Here is a 19,366-nt window from a genome sequence, read left to right on the forward strand (position 1 = left end):
TGGATGACGCTCCTCTCTTGGTTCTCTTAGTTCAGGCCAAGCCGGGCAAAGATCGTATCGACATGCTTCAGATGCCAGGCCGGGTTGAAGCAATCATCGATCTCCTCCGCCGACAGCACACCGGTAATGTCCGGCGTCGATTCGATAATGTCGCGGAATTGGCGCTGCTCCTCCCACGCCTGCATAGCACGCGGCTGCACGGTGTCATAGGCCTGCTCGCGGCTGAAGCCCTTGTCGATCAGCTTCGTCATGACACGGCCGGAGAACGGCACCCCATAGGTGCGCTGCATGTTCCGTTTCATATTCTCAGGGAAGACCGTCAGATTCTTGATAATGTTGCCCAGACGGTTCAGCATATAGTTGAGCAGCATCGTCGCATCTGGCAAAATAACACGCTCTACCGAGGAATGGCTGATGTCGCGCTCATGCCACAGCGGCACATTCTCGTAGGCGGAGATCATATGCCCGCGAATGACGCGCGCCAGGCCGGAGATGTTCTCGCAGCCGATCGGGTTGCGCTTGTGCGGCATCGCCGACGAGCCCTTCTGTCCCTTGGCGAACGGCTCCTCCACCTCGCGGAACTCGCTCTTTTGCAGCGCGCGAATCTCGGTCGCGAACTTGTCCAGGGAGGTCGCGATCAGCGCCAGTGTCGCCATATATTCGGCATGGCGGTCACGCTGCAGCGTCTGTGTCGAGATCGGCGCCGGCTTAGTGCCCAGCTTGCGGCATACGAACTCCTCCACGAATGGATCAATATTCGCATAGGTGCCAACCGCTCCGGAGATTTTGCCATACTGCACGCCGTCGGCTGCATGCTGGAAGCGCTCCAGGTTGCGCTTCATTTCCTCATACCACAGCGCGACCTTCAGGCCGAACGTCGTCGGCTCGGCATGAACGCCATGCGTGCGTCCCATCATCGGCGTATCCTTGTAGGCAATCGCCTGCACACGCAGGATTTCGATGAACTGCTCGATGTCGCGCAGCAGTATCTCATTTGCCTGCCGCAGCAGGTAGCCTGTCGCCGTGTCGACGACGTCGGTGGAGGTCAGGCCGTAATGCACCCATTTGCGCTCTGCGCCGACCGTCTCGGACACCGCCCGCGTGAAGGCAATCACATCATGGCGCGTCTCCTGCTCGATCTCATAGATCCGGTCGATGTCGAAGCTTGCTTTGGCGCGCAGCGCCTCCACATCCTCCTTCGGAATGACGCCCAGCTCCACCCAAGCCTCACAAGCGCACAGCTCCACCTCAAGCCATGCCTTGAATTTGTTCTCCTCTGTCCAGATTGCTCTCATCTCTGGTCTGCTGTACCGTTCCAACATCCTATATCAAGCCCCCCATATATTCGTTTCATCGATCCAGGCCAGCGCAGCGTCCACATCATCTGCCAGCACATTGATATGTCCCATCTTGCGCTTGACCTTCGCCTCGCTCTTGCCATACAGATGAAGCTTCGGCACGACACCCAGCCGCGACGCCGCCTCGTCCGCCACAGCGAACCGCTCCAGCACAGGCGCAACATGCTCGCCCAGCACATTCACCATAACCACTGGCGTCATCAGCGACGTATCGCCGAGCGGCAGACTGCACACCGCGCGAACATGCTGCTCGAATTGCGACGTGCGACATGCCTCCATCGTATAGTGACCGCTATTATGCGGACGCGGCGCCAATTCATTCACATACAGCTCGCCGTCTGCGGTGAGGAACATCTCGACTGCGATCAGGCCGACCGCATTCAATCCGTTGGCTATCTTCACCGCCAGCTCACGAGCCTGCTCCTCCACCTGCTGCGAGATGCGAGCCGGGACGATCGACAGATGCAATATATTGTCGACATGAATATTCTCGGCAACCGGGAAGGTGCGAATCTCGCCCAGCGGGCTGCGAGCCGCGATGACCGACAGCTCCTTGTCGAAGCGGATGAACTGCTCCAGCACCAGCTCCACGCCCGCACGGCTCAGCTCGGCGTAGGCAGGAGCAATGTCCGCCTCGGAGCGCAGCACCCACTGACCCTTGCCGTCATAGCCGCCGGTTGCCGTCTTGAGCACACTCGGCAGCCCCAGCCTTATGACCGCCTCGCGCAGCTCCTGCTCGCTGCCAATCTCGGCATAAGGCGCAACCTTCACACCTGCCGCCTCGATAGCGCGCTTCTCGCGCAGGCGATGCTGGGTCGTATAGAGCAGCTCGCTGCCCTGCGGCACATAGGATTCCTCCATCAGCATCGCCGCTACGCCGGAGTCGACATTCTCGAATTCATACGTAATGACATCCGAGCGGCGCGCCAGCTCCCTGGCTGCCTCGCGGTCATCATATGCCGCCACGATCTGACCGGCTACTTGTCCGCATGGCGCATCCTGCGCCGGATCAAGCGCCACAAAGCGATAGCCCATGTTGCTGCCGGACAGCGCCATCATGCGACCGAGCTGCCCGCCCCCCAGGATACCGATCGTCGCGCCCGGGCGAATGACGCGCGGGGTCTTGCTCGCTTCCAGACTGCTCATAGCGTCTCACTGCTTTCCAGAACCGCCTGCTTCGTCCGCTCACGGCGAGCCTCCACGCGCGCCTGCACCTCCGGGTCGAACGCGCCCAGCATCTGCGCGGCCAGCAGCCCGGCATTGGAGCCGCCCGCATTGCCGATCGCTACCGTCGCAACGGGGATGCCTGCCGGCATCTGCACGATCGAGAGCAGCGAATCCATGCCGCTAAGGTTAGAGGATTTCACAGGAACACCAATAACCGGCAAAGTCGTCTTCGCGGCGACCATCCCCGGCAGATGTGCAGCCCCGCCCGCACCCGCGATAATCACCTTCAATCCGCGCTGTACAGCCGTTTCTGCGTATTCAAACATCAAGTCCGGCGTTCGATGCGCCGACACGACCTTCTTCTCATAAGGAATCTCCAACTCGTCCAGAACGTCACAGGCAAGCTTCATAGTCTCCCAATCCGACTTGCTGCCCATGATGACGCCCACCTTCGCAGACATGCATCCATCCCACTTTCTGATCTAAGTTTGGAAGCGCGGCTCCGCAGGCTATACCTTACTGCGACCACGCTTCGGTTATAAACAACAAAAACCCAGCCAGATGCGCTATGTTCGTGTGCACAGGCTGAGGGACAGCAAGCAATGTGAAGGAATGCGGCACAGGCAGGCTGCCCGCTTGCTGCCGTTTTATCTTTCCATAAAGACAGCAGAAGGCTGCCCCTTGCGGGACAACCTATTCCTTATACGATGCTCGTAGTCCGAAAATTTATGGTCTTCGGGTAGAAACTTTCGGGCCGTATCCCCAAATTTATACGAGACACTTCAAATTTCGACAAGCGGAGGACAGAAAACTGCACTCCCGGCCGACTTGCAACCGAAAGCCCATCCCCTTCATCTATTATAGCATGATTCCCATTGTCTCTTGCAATGTTGCCAAGCAAGCTCCACTGCTTGAAAGTAAAAGCTGATTCAACGTTTTAAACCTCTTCTAGTTTATCAATCCTCACAAGCCTTGTCAACGCCAAAAGGCGAACGTTATAAATAATTTTGTTATTTATAGTTCGCCTTTTTATGCTATTGCCGCCGATTCGGCGGAGATTAAATCACACCGCTTGTATATTGCCGAGTTATCAGATAGACAAAGGAGTCATAGGCTCCGGTCGCTCACAGCGGCTCTGCAGCTCATAATGCCGCCCTTCCGCGGACGCATCATGGAAGCCATGCATCGCCTCCAGCACATGGTAGGCCAGCTCGCCGCTGGCGCGATGCGGCTCCCCTGCCTGGATGGCACGCGCCATATCCGCAACGCCGACGCCGCGATCATTGTCGATATAGCTATGCGTCAGCTCGATCTTCTCCCATTCCCAACTGCCGGCACGGCGCAGCTTGACCTCGCCGCCGAAGAGGTTCGGGTCCGGGATCAACAGCGTGCCTGCACTGCCATGCAGCTCGATGCTCGGGAGCGACGAGCCCGCCTTCGCATCAAAGCTTGTAATGAGTGTGCCCACCGCGCCGCTTACAAAATCGATGACGCCCGCTATATGCGTCGGCGTCTCCACCTGAACCACCTCACCGCGCTTGGGCTCGCTCATAATCGTGCGTTCCGGGTACGAGATGACAGCCGAACCCGTCACGCGACGCATCGGGCCCAGCAGATTGACGAAGGCGGTCAAGTAGTACGGCCCCATGTCAAACATCGGCCCGCCGCCGCGCTTGTAATAGAACGCCGGGTCAGGATGCCAGCTCTCGTGTCCGCCGCAGATCATAAAGCCGGAGATGGAGATCGGTGTTCCGATCGCTCCATCATCCACCAGCTTGCGGCAGGTCTGAATGCCGCCGCCCAGGAAGGTCTCCGGCGCACTTGCCAACCGGAGTCCCTTGCGGCTCGCCGTATCCAGCATCGCCTGCGCTTCCTCACGCGTCACAGCCAGCGGCTTCTCGACATAGACATGCTTGCCGGCCTCCAGAGCCCGGATCGAGACCTCCGCATGCGCCTGCGGAATCGTGAGATTGACCACAATCTCGACAGCGGGATCGGCGATCAGCTCATCTACAGAGTAGGCCTTGCCCACACCGAATTCAGCGGCGCGCGCCTCTGCGCGGCTGACATCCAGATCAGCGCAGGCATAGACTTCAACTTCCTCATACTTTTGCAGATTCGTGAAATAAATCTTGCTTATGTTGCCGCAACCGATGATGCCTACCTTCATCTTGTTCATGATTACTATCGTCCCTTCTTACAACTGGTTATCCGCCATCCCTGTATAAGCTGCTTCTGCTGACGCTCCTGCGCGTGCCGCGAGCTCCTTGCCCTCCGCTGCCCACAGAAACCCTCTGCGCATCATTTCTTTCACTTCCGACATAGCGATAATATTGGCGACATGTCCGAGCGAATTGTAGTATACACGGCCCACGCCCCAACGCTTCGTCCAGGCAACCGGCATATCGACAGCCTTGTTCAGTACATGCGGCCCATCGACCAGCGGGAAGCGAGTCGTAGCCAGCACCTCAACCGCCGGATCAACATGCAGATAATATTGCTCAGTCTTGACTGTAAAATCCTGCAAGCCATCCACGAGCGGACTGGAGCTTTGCTTGATATTGACGACGTACTCCACCCCATCATTCCCCGGATGCGCCACCCAATTGCCGCCGGTCATGAACTGCCAGTCGACATTTTCGCGGAACGCATCGCACATGCCGCCATGGCAGCCTGCCAGACCAACACCGCTCTGCACAGCCGCCGATACATTGTTCACAAGCTCCTGCTCGATCTTGCCCATCGTCCAGAGCGGGATGATCAGATCCAGCCCCTTCAGCTTCTCGGCATCAGCGAAAGCCTGCAGCGTATCCGATATTTCCACCTCGAAATTCTCCTGCTTCAGCACCTCTGCGAAAATATCCGCCACCTGCTGCGGCTCATGCCCAAGCCAGCCGCCCCACACAATCAACGCTTTTCTCATCTGGCTGTCCCCGCCCTCCGTTATATAGTAGTTATTGCAATTCCTTGAGCTGCACCCATCTGCGTTCCTCGATCGAACGGTCGACCGCCTCCAGCACCTCCTGGCATTTCACCCCGTCCTCAAAGTTCGGCACCGGCTGGCGATCCTCCGCAATGGCACTCATCATCTCATGCATCTCATGGGTAAAGGTGTGCTCGTAACCGATCGTGTGACCAGGCGGCCACCACGCCTCCATATATGCATGCGGCGGGTCAGTCACCAGCACGCGGCGGAAGCCCTGCACATCGGCATCATCCTCGGTGAAGTACACCTGCAGTTCATTGAGCCGTTCAAAATCAAACTTGATGCTGCCCTTGCTGCCATTAATCTCGAACGCATTCGTACAGCGATGCCCTGCCGCGAAGCGCGTCGCCTCGAAGCTGCCGAGCGCACCATTCTCGAAGCGGGTCATGAACAAGGTCGCATCATCAACCGTCACCTCGCCCAGCGGCGCATCCTTGCTGCCCTTGGCGCTCAGCCCGGTCATCTCCGACGGCAGCGGCCGCTGCTTGATGAACGTCTCGCTCATGCCGATGACCTCCTGGAATTCGCCTACCAGGAAGCGGGCAAGGTCGATACAGTGAGCGCCGAGGTCGCCGTGCGAGCCGGAGCCTGCAATCTCCTTCTGCAGACGCCAGACGAGCGGGAAGTCCTCCTCAATAATCCAGTCCTGCAGAAACCAGGCGCGATAATGATAGATTTTGCCGATGCGCCCCTCGCTCACCAGCTTCTTCGCAAGCTGTACCGCCGGAGCAAACCGGTAGTTGAAGCCCACCATATGCTTCACACCCGCCTTGACCGCTGCTTCATGCATTTCCTTGGAGTCTGCCAGCGTCAGCGCCAGCGGCTTCTCGCAGAAGATATGCTTGCCATTAGCCGCTGCCGCCAGCGCAATCTCCTTATGCGCATCGCTGGGCGCATTGATGTCGATCAAGTCGATGTCGTCGCGTGCGACCAGCTCCCGCCAGTCGGTGACGGCGCTCTCCCAGCCGAATTGGGCGCGCGCCTGCTCGACGCCCTGAGGGTCGCGGCCACAGATCGCCTTCAGCTCCGGGTGCGGGACATCCGGCAGAAACATCGGCAATGCGCGATACGCATTGCTATGCGCCTTCCCCATAAATTTATAGCCAACCATGCCGACACGAACATTTGTCATGATCATACACCTCTCCTTGGTATGTTAATGAAATTCGCATGCCAGATTGTGTGAATGGCGCAGCCTGCAGCAACGTCTCTGCTAGCATCGCAGATTTCCCTATTCAGCCTTGAAGCGCAGTGTAGAGGCTCGTTCCACGAGCTGCACCGCCAGCTTAGAAGGCACAGCCTGCGCCTTCTCTCCGCTCAACCCTGCGAGTAATAATTCTGCCGCCTGCTCCCCCATCTCATAGAAAGGGACCGCGACGGACGATAGCTGCGGCTCGGTGAAGCGGGCAGACTCGGAGTCGTCATAGCCGATCAGCGCTACATCGCGCCCCGGCTCGATTCCTTGATCCCGCAGTCCCTGCAGCAGTCCAAGCGCCATCCTGTCGTTGGCCGCCACGATGCCGTCGATGCGTCCGTCACGGATCGCCGCCGCCAGCAGCTCTGCATACTGGTAGCCGCTCTTGCGACTGTAGTTGCCCCCAAGCAGCCAGGCATCATCCTGCTCCACTCCGCGAGCTGCCAACGCCTGCAGATACCCGCTTAGCCGATCACGGCTGTTGGAGTACGTCAACGGGCCATTCAGGAAAGCCAGCCTGCGGCAGCCTTGATCCAGCAGGTGAGCGGTAGCCAGCCTGCCGCCCTCGACATGATCAGCCTCCACCGTTACGAACGGCTCCGACTCGAAGCGCTGGTTAATGAGGCAGAACGGATGCTGCTGCTCAGCCAATCTCGACAACGCTGCACGCTCGTTCCCCATATCCTGCGAGCCGAGCATAATGCAGGCATCCACCTTTTGCATCTGATATAGATTCGTATAGCGGTGCTCTTCAGTCTGCGACAGGGGAATAATGAGCAGATTATATCCTCTGCGCCGCGCGCTCTCTCCAATGCCGCTCAGAATCTCGGCAAAATAATAGGTCGAGAACAGATGCACCTTCGGCACATACGGAAGCACCACACCCAGATTGCCGCTGCGCCTGCGGGCTAGCTGCTGTGCCAGCATATTGGGCACATAGCTGAGCTGCTCTGCCGCTGCCAGCACCTTGCGCCTAGTCTCCTCGCGAACCGGACCAATGCCGTTGAGCACCCGCGAGACGGTTGCCTCCGACACCCCGGCCAGCTTCGCCACTTCTTTTCTGCCGATACCAATTCCTCCTGCCTGCTTCTCTTGAGCCGTGGATTCCTCGGCCTGCCGCCGTTCATGCCAGCTCCCCGAAGCGGGACACCTGTCCTGTCCTGACCTGACCTGCTCTGCTCCAGCCGAAATCCGTCACAACTCTTCTTTATTGCCACTGAAACCAATTTTAATGTACGCGCGTACATTATGACATGAAAGCCGTTACATGTCAATGGTGAACTTGTTGTTTTTGTTATTTTTCTCTATAATCTTGGTAACCTTCGCACAAAAAGGAGTGGCGCCTGTGAGCAAGGAGCAGCTACTGTCGGCCCTCTACCCTTCCACCCCCTGGTATGCCGTCGTAGCTTCAAGAGATGCGGACGACCTTGAGGACCCGCCGGGTGAGCCGGGTAAGACACGAGCAGCCGCCTATATCATCTGGTATTTTCTCGGCCTATTCGGCGGACACCGATTTTATACGAAGCGTTACGGATCAGCCTGTGTGCAATTGCTGCTCTCCATGAGCTTGATCGGCCTGCCTGCCAGCCTTCTCTGGTGGATCAGAGATGCCTTCTATGTGCATCAATGGGTGAGTGCCTTCAATGAGGAGCGACGTAGACAGTATCAATCCCGGCTTTTTTATGTGGAGCAGCCCACTTTCTTTGTTCATTAGCCTGCAGGCCGCAATAGACCGCTTGGCAGCGCGGTGAAGTCCGTCATGGGCGGAGCCGCGGCTGACGTGTTACAATCCTCGCATAACAAGGCCCCTGACGGGACAGCGCAAGCTGCCGCTCATCAGGAGCCTTGTATGTTCCTGCTATCATCCGGGCTTCGAGAGCACCCGCCATACGCAAAGGCCTCTTCGCCCGTTCACCTGCCTCCGAGATTGCTCACTTTCAGCATACTGTTGCCGCCTGTGAGGAGAGACAGCTCTTACGGAGCCGTCTCCAGAAACTTCGTCGTCTGGTTTTTCTCCATCGCCGTGCGCATTGCATATTCATTCTCGAACAATGCTACGTAGTTGTCCTTCTTGTCCTTCACCAGCACCGAGTTGATGCGGAATTTGGACGGATCGATCTTGTCGTCCACCAGCCAGCGAGCGAACTGGTATGTCATCCGGTGCAGCAGAACGTCCACCCCATACTCCGCCTTCATCCGATGCTCGAACACTTCAAATTGCAGTTGTCCCACCACACCCAGAATGATCTCATCAAAGCCGCTGGTTGAATGGAAGACCTGAATCGTGCCCTCCTCGGTCAACTGGTCGATGCCCTTTTGATATTGCTTGTGCTTGAGCGCGTTCTTGACCGTCACCTTGGCAAATATCTCTGGAGAGAATGTCGGCAGCTCGTCAAAGACCAGCTCGCCGCCCTGCGACAGCGAATCGCCGATACGGAATATGCCGGGGTCGAACAAGCCGATGATGTCGCCTGGATAAGCGGACTCGACGATGTCCCGATCCTGCGCGAGAAATTGCTGCGGCTGCGCCAGCTTGATCTCCTTGCCGACACGCACATGCTTGACACTCATTCCGCGCTCGAATCGGCCGGAGCAGATGCGCAGGAAGGCGATCCGGTCGCGGTGTGCCGGATTCATGTTCGCCTGAATCTTGAACACATAGCCCGAGAACTTCTCCTCCGTCGGTTCAACGAGCCGCTCCATGCTGCGGCGCGGTGTCGGCGAAGGAGCCAGCTTCAGGAAGTTCTCCAGGAAGGTCTGCACGCCGAAGTTGTTAACCGCACTGCCGAAGAAGATCGGCGTCAGCTCGCCGCGCTGCACCTTCTCATAGTCGAACGGGTCACCTGCTACATCCAGCAGCTCCAGCTCGCCCGCCAACTGATCATGGAGAAAGTCGCCCGCCATCTCGCGTATGATCGGATCGTTATAATCCTCCACCTTGCGAACCTCAATTTTGGAATGATCATTGCCCTGGAACAGCTCCACCTGGCTATTCATCCGGTCATACACACCGCACAGCTCGCGTCCCATTCCAATCGGCCAGTTCATCGGTACCGAGCGAATACCCAGCACCTGCTCCAGCTCCTCCATCAACTCGAACGGACTGCGTCCCTCGCGGTCCAGCTTGTTGATGAAGGTGAAGATCGGGATGCCCCGCTTGCGGCATACCTGGAACAGCTTGATCGTCTGCGCCTCCACCCCTTTGGCTACGTCGATCAGCATGACCGCACTATCCGCAGCCGTCAACGTCCGGTAGGTATCCTCACTGAAGTCCTGGTGACCTGGTGTATCCAGAATGTTGACGCGATGACCCATATAATCGAATTGCATGACGCTTGAGGTGACCGAGATGCCGCGCTGCTTCTCGATCTCCATCCAGTCCGAGGTCGCATGCTTGCTCGCCTTGCGCGCCTTGACCGTACCTGCCAGCCTGATCGCGCCTCCGAATAGCAGCAGTTTCTCGGTTAGCGTCGTTTTTCCCGCATCGGGGTGGGAGATGATCGCAAAGGTTCTTCTCCGCTCCACCTCGTGCTTTAACTCATCCTTTAGCTTCGTACTCATCCTTGCCGTCCCTTCATTGCATAGATTATAAGCTTACGCCCATTATACAGCAAAATGAAGCTGCAAGGCTGGGGATTCTTCATCAATATTGAAGATTCCCCAGCCCTTGCAAGCCATCGTATTCAATTCGGCAGGCTTACTACGCCACCGTTATTTCCCGGTATTGCTCACCCAGATCACGTTATCCTCTTCCTGACCGTTCACCGGCCACCAGCGGAAGCCATCGCGAGCGAGCAGCTCATTCGCCTCAGTCGGCCCCCAGGAGCCGGCAGGGTATGGCCGTACATCCGATGCATCCTCGCGCCATGCCGAAGCAATCTGGTCGACGAACGCCCATGCCTGGGACACCTCGTCCCAACGGGTGAAGTATGTGGAGTCGCCGCGGGCAGCATCATAGATCAGCCGCTCGTAAGCCTCCGGCGTATTAATGCCGATCTGACAGCTCTGGCAGAACTCCATCGCCACCGGCTGAATCTGCGAGTCCGAGCCGGGCTGCTTCGCATTGATCTTGATGTAGATGCCCTCCATCGGATTAACGCGAATGACCAGCAGATTCGGAGACAGGTTATGACGGCTGCCAAACAGAACATTGTCGGGCATATTTTTGAACTCAATGACCACCTCAGTCGTCTTGACCGGCAGCCGTTTGCCTGTACGGATGTAGAAAGGCACGCCCGCCCAGCGGAAATTGTCGACGAGCACCTTGGCAGCAAAATACGTCTCTGTCACGGAATCGCTTGACACCGATTCCTCCTGACGGTAACCAGGCAAGGACTTGCCTCTGTGCACACCTTCAGAATACTGACCGCGCACCACATTCTCCCGCACATCGCCATGCGTTGCATATTGACGCAGCGAGCGAAGCACCTTGACCTTCTCATCACGGATATCCTCGCCATGCAGACGGCTAGGGGGCTCCATTGCGATCATCGTCAGCATCTGCAGCATATGGTTCTGACCCATGTCGCGCAGCGCGCCAGACTTATCGTAGTAGCCGCCGCGATCCTCAACACCAACGGTCTCCGACAGCGTAATCTGAATGTTCGCGATATGCTTGTTGTTCCAGAGCGGCTCGAAGAAGGCGTTCGCGAAGCGGATCACCTCGATATTCTGAACCATCTCCTTGCCGAGATAGTGGTCAATACGGAAGATTTCCTCCTCCTTGAATACCTGGTTAATCTGCTCGTTCAGCTTCTGGGCCGATGGCAGATCATAACCGAACGGCTTCTCGATGACGACGCGGTGCCAGCCGCTGCTCTCCAGAAGGCCGCCCTCGCGCAGATTGAAGGAGACTGGTCCGAAGAGCTCCGGCGCCAGCGCCAGATAGAACAGCCGGTTGCCCGGAATGCCGAAGCGCTCATCCAGACGCTCCGTCAGGCGGCTCAGCTCGCGGAAGCTCTCCACATCGTTAATATCAAGCGGCATATAGACGAAATGCTGAGCGAACCGATTCCATAGCTCGGCATCGTCGGATTTGTAGCGGCAAAACTCCTTAATCGACTCATAGACCTCGGCCTGGAACTGCTCGTCCGTCCGCACGCGGCGAGCCAGCCCGACAACCGCGAAGTCCTCCGCCAGCTTTCCTTCCTTATAGAGGCTGAACAGAGCCGGGAACAGCTTGCGGCGAGCCAGATCTCCAGTCGCTCCGAACAAATAATATACAGCGCCCGCAGCAGCTTGCGCTTCCGATTTATGTTGATCTGTCATGTACAGCATACTCTCCTATGTCAGTTTATAGGTTACATGTTATGTAGTGTAGCATATATGACCTTGAATCGCTATTCATTGATCTATAAAAAAAACTAATGATTCCCTCAACAATTATTAATCGGAATCGTATCCGCCCATGTAAGGTTGGCAGACAGATAGCGGCAGATATACGAATAATCTCCGCACGCTCATCGCAAGTATTCCCCCGTAATGAGCGGGACGCCTCCTGTCAGCCGATACTCGCCTTCCGTTGACCCCAGGAGCAGTGCCAACTGCAGGTTCACCTTATGCTGCCCGCTCTGCGCACTCAGCCTTAGCTTGCTGCTGTAGTAGGTATCGCTCACTGTATTCCGGTCGCTATAGCGCTCCAGCAGCGTCGCGCCTGCTGCCTCCGCCAGCCGTTCTGCCGCCTCCGGGCCTGTCGCCGCGCGAAAGGAGAAGCTGGGCGCAGCTAGCAATCCGCTATGGTCAAGCGACTGCTCGATTCGGGCAAGCCAAGGCGCAACCTCCTCATAGTCTGCCCCCTCCATGCTCTCCAGCAGGACAACCAGTCCGCCTGTCGGCTCCTCGCTGTGCTGCATGGCATCCTCTGCTGCCTGCCTCACGACCTCCTCCCCGTTGCCATCCTCCGCTTCGGCTACCCGGCTGCCCGTCTCCTGCGGCTGCGCATCCAGGTGATGCCAGATCGCCAGACGACCGCCGCCGGTACCCTCCTCGCGCTGCATGTCGCTCCGCCACACCCGCTGCAAGTTGGAACCACCCTCCGCATCATCTGCCTCCTTCGCATCCAGCAGCAACGCCAGCCGCTCCGCCTGTTCGCCCGTAACTGGCTGCCTGGCATCCCAACGAAACGACCAGGCCACATCCCCCGAGCCACCCTGCGCCTCTGGCACCACCCATTGCCACACCGTCTTCACATCATGCAGCAGAGGCGAGCCTGCCTCGCCCTGCCTCATCATTCCCTGCACCCCCGCCAGCGTCACTCCCGCCGCCAGCACAGCGAGCAGCGATAGCAGCAGCTTGCTGCCTGACCTTCTCTGCGCCCTCTGATCCTCCAGCAATGAACGTCGCATTGCAGACCTCCTTTTACCCGTCGTCCCTGTACTCGCAGCTCATAACAGGCCTCCCTGATGCCGACAGGCAGCAATAGGCGAAGCTTGCAAAAAAACTGCCTCCGGTCTGGGTATATAACTATACGCATCTGCCCTGCCCTGCATAGACTGCTCATAGAATTCTCAGGGAGGTGCCTGAATCAATGGAACGAGTCTATCCACTTAATGAAGAAACATTGGCGCCGCTGCGCGGTCGTGTCGTCTGCGCGATCACACAGGAGGGACATCACTATATCGGCGTGCTCCACTCCTGCAGCGGCGGTCGTCTGGTGCTGAACGGCCCCGAGGACGAGACACCGGGGGATGGGGAGCCTCATCATACGTCCGGGGCGCGACTGCGCTCCCGCCGCCGCAAGCCTGGCCGCAAGACACCGCAGAAATCCTCCAAGGCGAGCACGACGGCGTTGGGAGGCTATCCGGGCTATAACTATCCGCCATATGGTTACCCTGGCCGATATGGCCCGCCGATCGGACTGGATCTGGCGCTGCTCGCCTTTCTGTTTCTCCTTGTATAGCCTTAGCCCTGCTGCGCTCGGCATTACCCGTTGCGAGCTGTATAGCCTGCAAGACTCAGGAGCTGGCAGCACCCGCTGGCTTACAGGCGAAGACCTGCGCAATGCAGGAAGCCCCAGCTAATAGATTCATCGTTAGCTGGGGCTTCCTGGTGTCTTTCCTATCTATTATTCTATCGGGTTCAGCTCTCAAGTTCAAACTCCGCCTGACAGGTATGATATACTGGAGGCAGCTTCGCACTCCAACATCGTGCAGCCAACCATTTCTTATCAGGGGGTCATGTAATGGACAGCTTGTTCTTCTGGATTATATCCGCAATTACAGCCATCATCTGGCTTACGATTGCCCATTTTATGTATAAATTCGCCCCTTATCCGCTGTATCGCCTGTTTATGCCTGCTGGAGCCGGACTTTCTCTGAGCATTATGATGTTCGTTGTCAGCATGTTTATCAGCGGCTTCCGCGGGATGGGCATCGGGATTATCAGCGCCTCGCTCGGATTAGGCAGTGTGCTGGCGATACCGATGATCGGCCTGCTGGCTCTCATTGGCGAGAAGCTGAAGAAGGACAACGATTAATGGACGATAACTATACGCGACTTATGCGACTTATGCGACGGATAAACCCCGGCGGGACACGGAGGGACAAGGGACAAGCCCCTGCTGTGTTGCCGCCGGTTCTATTTGCTAGTTCTCTGTAACAGATCAGGAATGTTGATGGCTCCGTTCCTCAGCACCGCCTGGAAATACATCGGCTTCATTTGCTGCTTGAAATCCAGATCCCATAGCAGGGAACCCAGATGCTGCTCCGGCTTTCGTTTATAGTACGAGATCGGAGCCTCCTCATCATCCTCCAGCAACACATAAGAAGCCGGGAACTCCCTGCTTCCCAGATACGGATGATAGAAGCATTGCTTCTTGCGGGCACGACGCAAAAAGATATTATAGTGCTTCTCTGGATGATCATGCTCTCCCGCACGAGCCGTCATCTCGAAGTGCGCGTGGATCACATACTTCACATCGCGCAGCAGGAGGCTCGTCTTCTCACGTTCCTCGGTCAGTACCGGCGCCAGCAATGGACGCTTGCAGCTCATCGGCTCCTTCAACTGGGTAGCTGCCTCCGCTGTCCCTAGCTCGAGTCGCTCTGCACGCTCCAGGCGAATTTCATTAATCACTTCAATTCGATCCACAATCCATCGGATTGCAGGCTTCCAATGAATCGATTCCAAGACGCCCCTTGCAGCACAAGGCGGCATCACTTCATAGCTCTCTTTCTCATCCTGCTTGTCTGGACGGGCAAAGCAAGCATAGCTTCCCCAGACGAGCAGTCGAATTCCATATCCCATCAATTCTCCTCCTTTTGCTTATACAAAACGCAATCATTCTCCCTCCCTTTTCCAAATTTGGATACACACTTTTAGTATACTCTCTATAGGCCTATATGTGTAGTTTGATTTTACTAGAATAGCTCTAATATCATAGGATTTTGTCGCATTTTCGTGCATTTACTCGGTATTCCCCGTATACTCTCTTGTTTTTTTATCTTCTAGCTCAATTTTACTTCCAATTCAAGCGCCTAATGGTTCTCCCGCCTTGACGAACAAAGCTCCACGAACATGACTTATCATTTCTTAGATATGTACAAACAGGGCCCGCTCTCCCATAATAGTCATAGATCATACGAAACCGGAAGGATGAAGGCACTGATGGAACAGACTGCTCCCCGGCTGCTGCTCGTTGAAGATGATGCGGAGATCAGCGAGATGGTCAGACGCTATCTGACAAATGAAGGATTTCACATTACACAGGCATTGGACGGGGCTGAAGCAGCCGCCTTGTTCGCCGCCGCCTCTTATGATCTGGTGCTGCTCGATATCATGCTCCCCCGTCTGGGTGGAATGGAGCTGCTGCAGCGCATTCGCGAGCACAGCACCGTGCCGGTACTGATCCTGTCCGCCAAGGGCAGCGAGGTGGACAAGGCACTCGGCCTCGGCTTTGGCGCTGACGACTATATCGCCAAGCCATTCTCGATGATCGAGCTGACCGCACGTGTCAAGGCAGCGCTGCGGCGAGCCACCAGCTACTCCAGGCCAAGCCAGGCGGCCATCGCTGACGCTCCTGCAACAATACACATTCATGAATTAGCCATTGATCCGGAGAATTTCACTGTGACCAAGAATGGGCAGGAAATCAGGCTGACAGCCAAGGAATTTCAGCTATTGAAGCTGTTCGCCAGCCACCCTAAACGCGTCTTCACCAAAGCGCAGATCTATCAGAGCATCTGGGAAGACGACTACTATGGAGATGAGAATGTCATCAATGTCCACATGCGGCGCCTGCGGGAGAAGATCGAGGATGACCCCTCTCATCCCCAATATATTCGCACACTCTGGGGAATCGGCTACAAGCTGGGGGAATTCCAGTCATGATCACTGCGCTGCTCGCCGCCATCCTGCTGCTGGCTGCGCTCAATGCGATGCAATTCGTCGCCGCGCGCAAGCAAGCCTCCTTGCTGCGCATCATGGCTACCCGCCTCGACAAGCTCGCCGTCTCCCCACAGCACACAGAGAAGCTGCAACTGCTCACGCCTGATCCGGCTCTGCGCAAGCTGCTGGGCAGCATCAACCACCTGCTTGCGCGCAGCGAGGAGACTCGTGCCGACTACGCCCGTTCCCAGTTGGCGATCAAGCGGATGCTGTCGAACATCTCACATGATTTGAAGACACCGCTGACGGTGGTTGTCGGGTACACGGAGACCTTGCGCCAGCATATAGCGATGCCCCCTGAGGAGCAACGCTATATGCTGGACAAGGTGCAGGCCAAGGCGCAGGAGGTGCTGGCGCTGATGAACCGATTTTTTGACCTGGCTGTGCTGGAGTCGGCTGACAAGGAGCTGCCCCTCTCGCGCATCATGATGAATGACGTGTGCGAACGGAGCATCCTCGCCTTCTACGAAACCCTTGCAGCACAGCAGCTAGACGTGCAGATTGAGCTCCCGGAGCTGCCCGTCTATGCGCTAGGCAATGAGGAAGCACTGGAACGCATATTGAATAACCTTCTGTCCAATGCCATCCGGTATGGGTATGAAGGGAAAATGATAGGCCTTGCATTGCGGGTAGAGGGCAACGATGTCTTCATTGAGGTCAAGGACCGCGGCAAGGGCATCGCCAAGCCCCACCAGGAGCTTGTATTTGAGAGGATGTATACATTGGAGGATTCACGCAATATGGCTTATCAGGGAAGCGGGCTGGGCCTGACCATCACCAAACGACTCGTTGAGATGATGGAGGGGCAGATTGAGCTGCACAGCCTTCCTTATGAGGAGACCGTCTTTCGTGTGAAGCTGAAGCGTGTTCCGTCCTGACTTGGGATAGGGACCGTAAGAATTAATTAAGAATTGTGTAAGAGTAAAGCAAAGCCCTTCCCTTATGATAGAAGCATCAGGACAATTAGAGAGGAGCAAGCATAATTGAGCATTCTACTAAAAACCTCCGCGCTCACGAAGGTCATAGAGGGGCGCGAGATCGTATCGCAGATGAATATTCGTGTGCGGCAAGGAGAAATATACGGCCTGCTGGGGCCTAACGGCGCTGGCAAGACGACGCTGATGCGGATGCTTACCTCACTGGTTAGGCCGACAGCCGGCGAGATTGAGCTGTTCGGAGAACGGCTGCAGCCAGGCTCTGTCGAATATCTTAAGCGTATCGGCAGCATCATCGAATATCCGGTATTCTACGAGAAGCTGACCGCAACAGCCAATCTGGAGCTGCATTGCGAGTATATGGGCTACTACAATAAAAATGCGATCAGCGAGGCGTTGGAGCTTGTCCGCCTGCAGGATACTCAGGGTCGGCTGGTCAAGGAATTCTCGCTCGGCATGAAGCAGAGACTGGGCATCGCCCGCGCCATCGTAACCCGCCCGGAGCTGCTCATTCTCGATGAACCGATTAACGGACTGGACCCGATGGGCATCCGTGAGCTGCGTGAGCTGCTGTATCGATTATGCAAGGAATACGGGATGACGCTTATCGTCTCCTCGCATATCCTCGGGGAAATCGAGCAGATTGCCGACACGATCTGTGTCATGAATAAGGGGCGGCTGGTGAAGGAGGTCCCGATGCACGAGATTCGCGGCGCGCATACCGAATATATCGAGCTGCATACGCCTGATCCGGCCAAGGCAGCCTATGTGCTGGAGCATAATCTGAACCTGTTCAATTTCCGGGTGACTGCTGACTGTATTCGCATCTATGAGACCATGATTCCACAGACTGAGCTGTCTAAGCAACTGATCATGCATGAGGTGCCGATCCACGCCATCCATAGAAAAAACCAATCGCTGGAGCAATATTTTGTTCAGTTGATTCAAGGAGGAGAATAACCGATGCTACATCTCATGCGGTTGGAGCTGCGCAAGCACAAGCTGCCCCTTATTTCGCGAGGGGTATGGATTGCCTGGATCGTGCTGATCGGCTTGTTCTCCCTGTTTTATTTTGATCGGCAACTGTTCGGCGACAACCCCGGGGAGCCTCTCCCGGAATTTGATGGCTACAGCATGGCCTTTTCCATCATATTAACATTTGCGAATATTACGTTTACCATCTACGGCGCCACCCTGCTCTCTCGCATCGTCATCGCCGAATTCCGTAATAAGAGCATGACGCTGATGTTCACCTACCCGGTCAGCCGCTACCGCATGATGACGGCCAAGCTGCTGCTGGTCTTCCTGTGGACCTTCAATATGATTTTGCTGACCGGCCTGATTATGGGCACGCTGCTGTTCATTGCCGAGCAGTACTTTCACTTTATCCCGGAGCAGCTAACCATGAACATCGTGTGGACACTGCTGGCAAAGCTGGCATGGAATGCATTGTGCGCGGCCTGTATCGTCATGATTCCACTCTACTTCGGCATGCGCAAGTATTCCACAGTCGAAACGATCGTCGCAGCGATCATCATCGGCGGGCTGATGAATGGCAATACGAACGGCTTCTCGTTAAACCAGATCTTTCTGTTTCCCTTAGGATTAGCCATTGTTGGTATTCTGGCTGCTGTGTTTACGCTAAGAAACATACAGGAAGCAGATATAAGCTGAAGATAGCATAAGCATATGCATATGAAGCAACATGCGACCTGACATGCATTCGTTCAATTCGAAGTCATAAATCCCGCTGCCATTCGATATTTATGAATGTAGGCATTGACAGGCAGTCCGAGATCATCACAGCAGCCAGCAACCGTAGCGGGGCTGCTCTACAGCCGGCGAACACTGCCCGCTCATCGATGTCGAAGCAATAGCGCGAGGCGCTTCCACTGCCGGGAGACCAAATCCGAGGAATCCAAAGGAGATTGGAATATGACGTCACACGATGCAATGAACTGGACGCAATATTATGTACTCAATGAAGCGCTCAATATGCCGCCTAACGTCGCGGCTGTGCAGGTCGGTCATGCAGCCACGATGCTGACTCTTCATTATCTGGTCAATAATCAGGATCAGAACCAGGAACGGTTCCGCACATGGCTGGAGAACGGACAGCCTAAGTCTGTTCTCCGCTGCCCGGCCGATGCTCTGATGAAGCTGGCAGAGCAAGGCTTTCTATCCGTCCGGGACAGGCAGTTGGGCACGCAGGAGGAGCCTGCCCTCACCGTCGTCGCCTTGCCGCTCATGCAGGACTCGGAGGCTGCAGCCTATATCGCAGAACTACTGGAGCGATAGCTGACGTATTGCCTCTATTCCGAACAGAAGCCTCCGTCTCACTTTC

At 56.3% G+C, this 19,366-nt stretch carries 19 protein-coding genes and 1 riboswitch; of the genes, 8 read left to right on the top strand and 11 right to left on the bottom strand.

Annotated features, from left to right (window positions below):
- Positions 1–26 precede the first annotated feature (26 nt).
- From purB to ACY1JZ_RS02335, 7 genes are all read right to left on the bottom strand, one after another.
- The gene (purB, locus tag ACY1JZ_RS02305; protein ID WP_462627884.1) at positions 27–1,322 is read right to left on the bottom strand and encodes an adenylosuccinate lyase; all 1,296 of its coding nucleotides are present in this window, start codon (positions 1,320–1,322) and stop codon (positions 27–29) included.
- Positions 1,323–1,328: 6 nt separating this feature from the next.
- Entirely contained in the window at positions 1,329–2,504 is a 1,176-nt protein-coding gene (gene purK, locus ACY1JZ_RS02310; RefSeq protein WP_462627885.1) for a 5-(carboxyamino)imidazole ribonucleotide synthase, read from the bottom strand.
- Positions 2,501–2,986 carry a 5-(carboxyamino)imidazole ribonucleotide mutase gene (purE, locus tag ACY1JZ_RS02315; protein WP_270168361.1) on the bottom strand — a complete coding sequence of 162 codons (486 nt, stop codon included), beginning with the start codon at positions 2,984–2,986 and terminating at the stop codon, positions 2,501–2,503. Before purE ends, purK begins: the two co-directional genes overlap by 4 nt.
- 233 nt (positions 2,987–3,219) lie before the next feature.
- A riboswitch (purine riboswitch) is annotated at positions 3,220–3,321 on the bottom strand.
- Between the two features lie 294 nt (positions 3,322–3,615).
- Entirely contained in the window at positions 3,616–4,704 is a 1,089-nt protein-coding gene (locus tag ACY1JZ_RS02320; protein WP_462627886.1) for a Gfo/Idh/MocA family protein, read from the bottom strand.
- Between the two features lie 18 nt (positions 4,705–4,722).
- The gene (locus ACY1JZ_RS02325) at positions 4,723–5,448 is read right to left on the bottom strand and encodes a ThuA domain-containing protein (protein ID WP_462627887.1); all 726 of its coding nucleotides are present in this window, start codon (positions 5,446–5,448) and stop codon (positions 4,723–4,725) included.
- Between the two features lie 31 nt (positions 5,449–5,479).
- A complete protein-coding gene (locus ACY1JZ_RS02330) occupies positions 5,480–6,643 on the bottom strand; it encodes a Gfo/Idh/MocA family protein (RefSeq protein ID WP_270168354.1) in 1,164 nt (387 codons plus the stop codon).
- Positions 6,644–6,742: 99 nt separating this feature from the next.
- Complete coding sequence (locus ACY1JZ_RS02335; protein ID WP_462627888.1) at positions 6,743–7,759, bottom strand: LacI family DNA-binding transcriptional regulator; 1,017 nt, start codon at positions 7,757–7,759, stop codon at positions 6,743–6,745.
- A gap of 292 nt (positions 7,760–8,051) precedes the next feature.
- Here ACY1JZ_RS02335 and ACY1JZ_RS02340 point away from each other — a divergent pair, with 292 nt between their 5' ends.
- Positions 8,052–8,420: a TM2 domain-containing protein gene (locus tag ACY1JZ_RS02340; protein ID WP_462627889.1), complete on the top strand. Its 369-nt coding sequence runs from the start codon at positions 8,052–8,054 to the stop codon at positions 8,418–8,420.
- Between the two features lie 260 nt (positions 8,421–8,680).
- On the opposite strand, the gene ACY1JZ_RS02345 is transcribed toward ACY1JZ_RS02340, so the two are convergent.
- The 3 genes from ACY1JZ_RS02345 to ACY1JZ_RS02355 all read right to left on the bottom strand — a co-directional run bounded on the left by ACY1JZ_RS02345 (position 8,681) and on the right by ACY1JZ_RS02355 (position 13,050).
- Positions 8,681–10,267 (bottom strand): peptide chain release factor 3, encoded by a 1,587-nt coding sequence (locus ACY1JZ_RS02345; protein WP_462627890.1) that lies wholly within the window; start codon positions 10,265–10,267, stop codon positions 8,681–8,683.
- A gap of 150 nt (positions 10,268–10,417) precedes the next feature.
- Positions 10,418–11,974 (bottom strand): glucose-6-phosphate dehydrogenase, encoded by a 1,557-nt coding sequence (gene zwf / locus ACY1JZ_RS02350; RefSeq protein WP_462627891.1) that lies wholly within the window; start codon positions 11,972–11,974, stop codon positions 10,418–10,420.
- 191 nt (positions 11,975–12,165) lie between these two features.
- Complete coding sequence (locus tag ACY1JZ_RS02355) at positions 12,166–13,050, bottom strand: YwmB family TATA-box binding protein (RefSeq protein WP_462627892.1); 885 nt, start codon at positions 13,048–13,050, stop codon at positions 12,166–12,168.
- 182 nt (positions 13,051–13,232) lie between these two features.
- On the opposite strand from ACY1JZ_RS02355, the gene ACY1JZ_RS02360 reads away from it, so the two are divergent.
- Together ACY1JZ_RS02360 and ACY1JZ_RS02365 are read left to right on the top strand one after the other, a co-directional pair.
- Positions 13,233–13,604 (top strand): hypothetical protein, encoded by a 372-nt coding sequence (locus ACY1JZ_RS02360; RefSeq protein WP_462627893.1) that lies wholly within the window; start codon positions 13,233–13,235, stop codon positions 13,602–13,604.
- Between the two features lie 282 nt (positions 13,605–13,886).
- Entirely contained in the window at positions 13,887–14,180 is a 294-nt protein-coding gene (locus ACY1JZ_RS02365) for a YesK family protein (RefSeq protein ID WP_270168342.1), read from the top strand.
- A 101-nt stretch (positions 14,181–14,281) separates the two neighbouring features.
- Here the strand turns inward: ACY1JZ_RS02365 and cas5c are convergent, their stop codons facing one another.
- Positions 14,282–14,947, bottom strand: a complete 666-nt coding sequence (cas5c, locus tag ACY1JZ_RS02370; RefSeq protein ID WP_462627894.1) for a type I-C CRISPR-associated protein Cas5c — start codon at positions 14,945–14,947, stop codon at positions 14,282–14,284.
- Positions 14,948–15,307: 360 nt separating this feature from the next.
- Here cas5c and ACY1JZ_RS02375 point away from each other — a divergent pair, with 360 nt between their 5' ends.
- The 5 genes from ACY1JZ_RS02375 to ACY1JZ_RS02395 all read left to right on the top strand — a co-directional run bounded on the left by ACY1JZ_RS02375 (position 15,308) and on the right by ACY1JZ_RS02395 (position 19,320).
- Positions 15,308–16,030 (top strand): response regulator transcription factor, encoded by a 723-nt coding sequence (locus tag ACY1JZ_RS02375; RefSeq protein WP_462627895.1) that lies wholly within the window; start codon positions 15,308–15,310, stop codon positions 16,028–16,030.
- Complete coding sequence (locus tag ACY1JZ_RS02380) at positions 16,027–16,965, top strand: sensor histidine kinase (protein WP_462627896.1); 939 nt, start codon at positions 16,027–16,029, stop codon at positions 16,963–16,965. Before ACY1JZ_RS02375 ends, ACY1JZ_RS02380 begins: the two co-directional genes overlap by 4 nt.
- Positions 16,966–17,070: 105 nt before the next feature.
- Complete coding sequence (locus ACY1JZ_RS02385) at positions 17,071–17,982, top strand: ABC transporter ATP-binding protein (protein ID WP_462627897.1); 912 nt, start codon at positions 17,071–17,073, stop codon at positions 17,980–17,982.
- 3 nt (positions 17,983–17,985) lie between these two features.
- On the top strand, positions 17,986–18,696 hold the full coding sequence (locus ACY1JZ_RS02390; protein WP_462627898.1) for an ABC transporter permease: 711 nt from the start codon (positions 17,986–17,988) through the stop codon (positions 18,694–18,696).
- Positions 18,697–18,957: 261 nt separating this feature from the next.
- The gene (locus tag ACY1JZ_RS02395; protein ID WP_462627899.1) at positions 18,958–19,320 is read left to right on the top strand and encodes an aminoacyl-tRNA hydrolase; all 363 of its coding nucleotides are present in this window, start codon (positions 18,958–18,960) and stop codon (positions 19,318–19,320) included.
- The last annotated feature ends 46 nt before the right edge of the window (positions 19,321–19,366 follow it).

This window comes from Paenibacillus sp. J5 (assembly GCF_054955055.1).

Excerpts from the sequence above, each read along its gene's own strand:
- purK (WP_462627885.1), bottom strand. The coding sequence starts at position 2,504 with ATGAGCAGTCTGGAAGCGAGCAAGACCCCGCGCGTCATTCGCCCGGGC.
- purE (WP_270168361.1), bottom strand. The coding sequence starts at position 2,986 with ATGTCTGCGAAGGTGGGCGTCATCATGGGCAGCAAGTCGGATTGGGAG.
- ACY1JZ_RS02320 (WP_462627886.1), bottom strand. The coding sequence starts at position 4,704 with ATGAACAAGATGAAGGTAGGCATCATCGGTTGCGGCAACATAAGCAAG.
- ACY1JZ_RS02325 (WP_462627887.1), bottom strand. The coding sequence starts at position 5,448 with ATGAGAAAAGCGTTGATTGTGTGGGGCGGCTGGCTTGGGCATGAGCCG.
- ACY1JZ_RS02365 (WP_270168342.1), top strand. The coding sequence starts at position 13,887 with ATGGACAGCTTGTTCTTCTGGATTATATCCGCAATTACAGCCATCATC.
- ACY1JZ_RS02390 (WP_462627898.1), top strand. The coding sequence starts at position 17,986 with ATGCTACATCTCATGCGGTTGGAGCTGCGCAAGCACAAGCTGCCCCTT.
- ACY1JZ_RS02395 (WP_462627899.1), top strand. The coding sequence starts at position 18,958 with ATGACGTCACACGATGCAATGAACTGGACGCAATATTATGTACTCAAT.
- ACY1JZ_RS02360 (WP_462627893.1), top strand. The coding sequence starts at position 13,233 with ATGGAACGAGTCTATCCACTTAATGAAGAAACATTGGCGCCGCTGCGC.
- ACY1JZ_RS02345 (WP_462627890.1), bottom strand. The coding sequence starts at position 10,267 with ATGAGTACGAAGCTAAAGGATGAGTTAAAGCACGAGGTGGAGCGGAGA.
- ACY1JZ_RS02380 (WP_462627896.1), top strand. The coding sequence starts at position 16,027 with ATGATCACTGCGCTGCTCGCCGCCATCCTGCTGCTGGCTGCGCTCAAT.
- ACY1JZ_RS02330 (WP_270168354.1), bottom strand. The coding sequence starts at position 6,643 with ATGACAAATGTTCGTGTCGGCATGGTTGGCTATAAATTTATGGGGAAG.
- zwf (WP_462627891.1), bottom strand. The coding sequence starts at position 11,974 with ATGACAGATCAACATAAATCGGAAGCGCAAGCTGCTGCGGGCGCTGTA.
- purB (WP_462627884.1), bottom strand. The coding sequence starts at position 1,322 with ATGTTGGAACGGTACAGCAGACCAGAGATGAGAGCAATCTGGACAGAG.
- cas5c (WP_462627894.1), bottom strand. The coding sequence starts at position 14,947 with ATGGGATATGGAATTCGACTGCTCGTCTGGGGAAGCTATGCTTGCTTT.
- ACY1JZ_RS02375 (WP_462627895.1), top strand. The coding sequence starts at position 15,308 with ATGGAACAGACTGCTCCCCGGCTGCTGCTCGTTGAAGATGATGCGGAG.
- ACY1JZ_RS02355 (WP_462627892.1), bottom strand. The coding sequence starts at position 13,050 with ATGCGACGTTCATTGCTGGAGGATCAGAGGGCGCAGAGAAGGTCAGGC.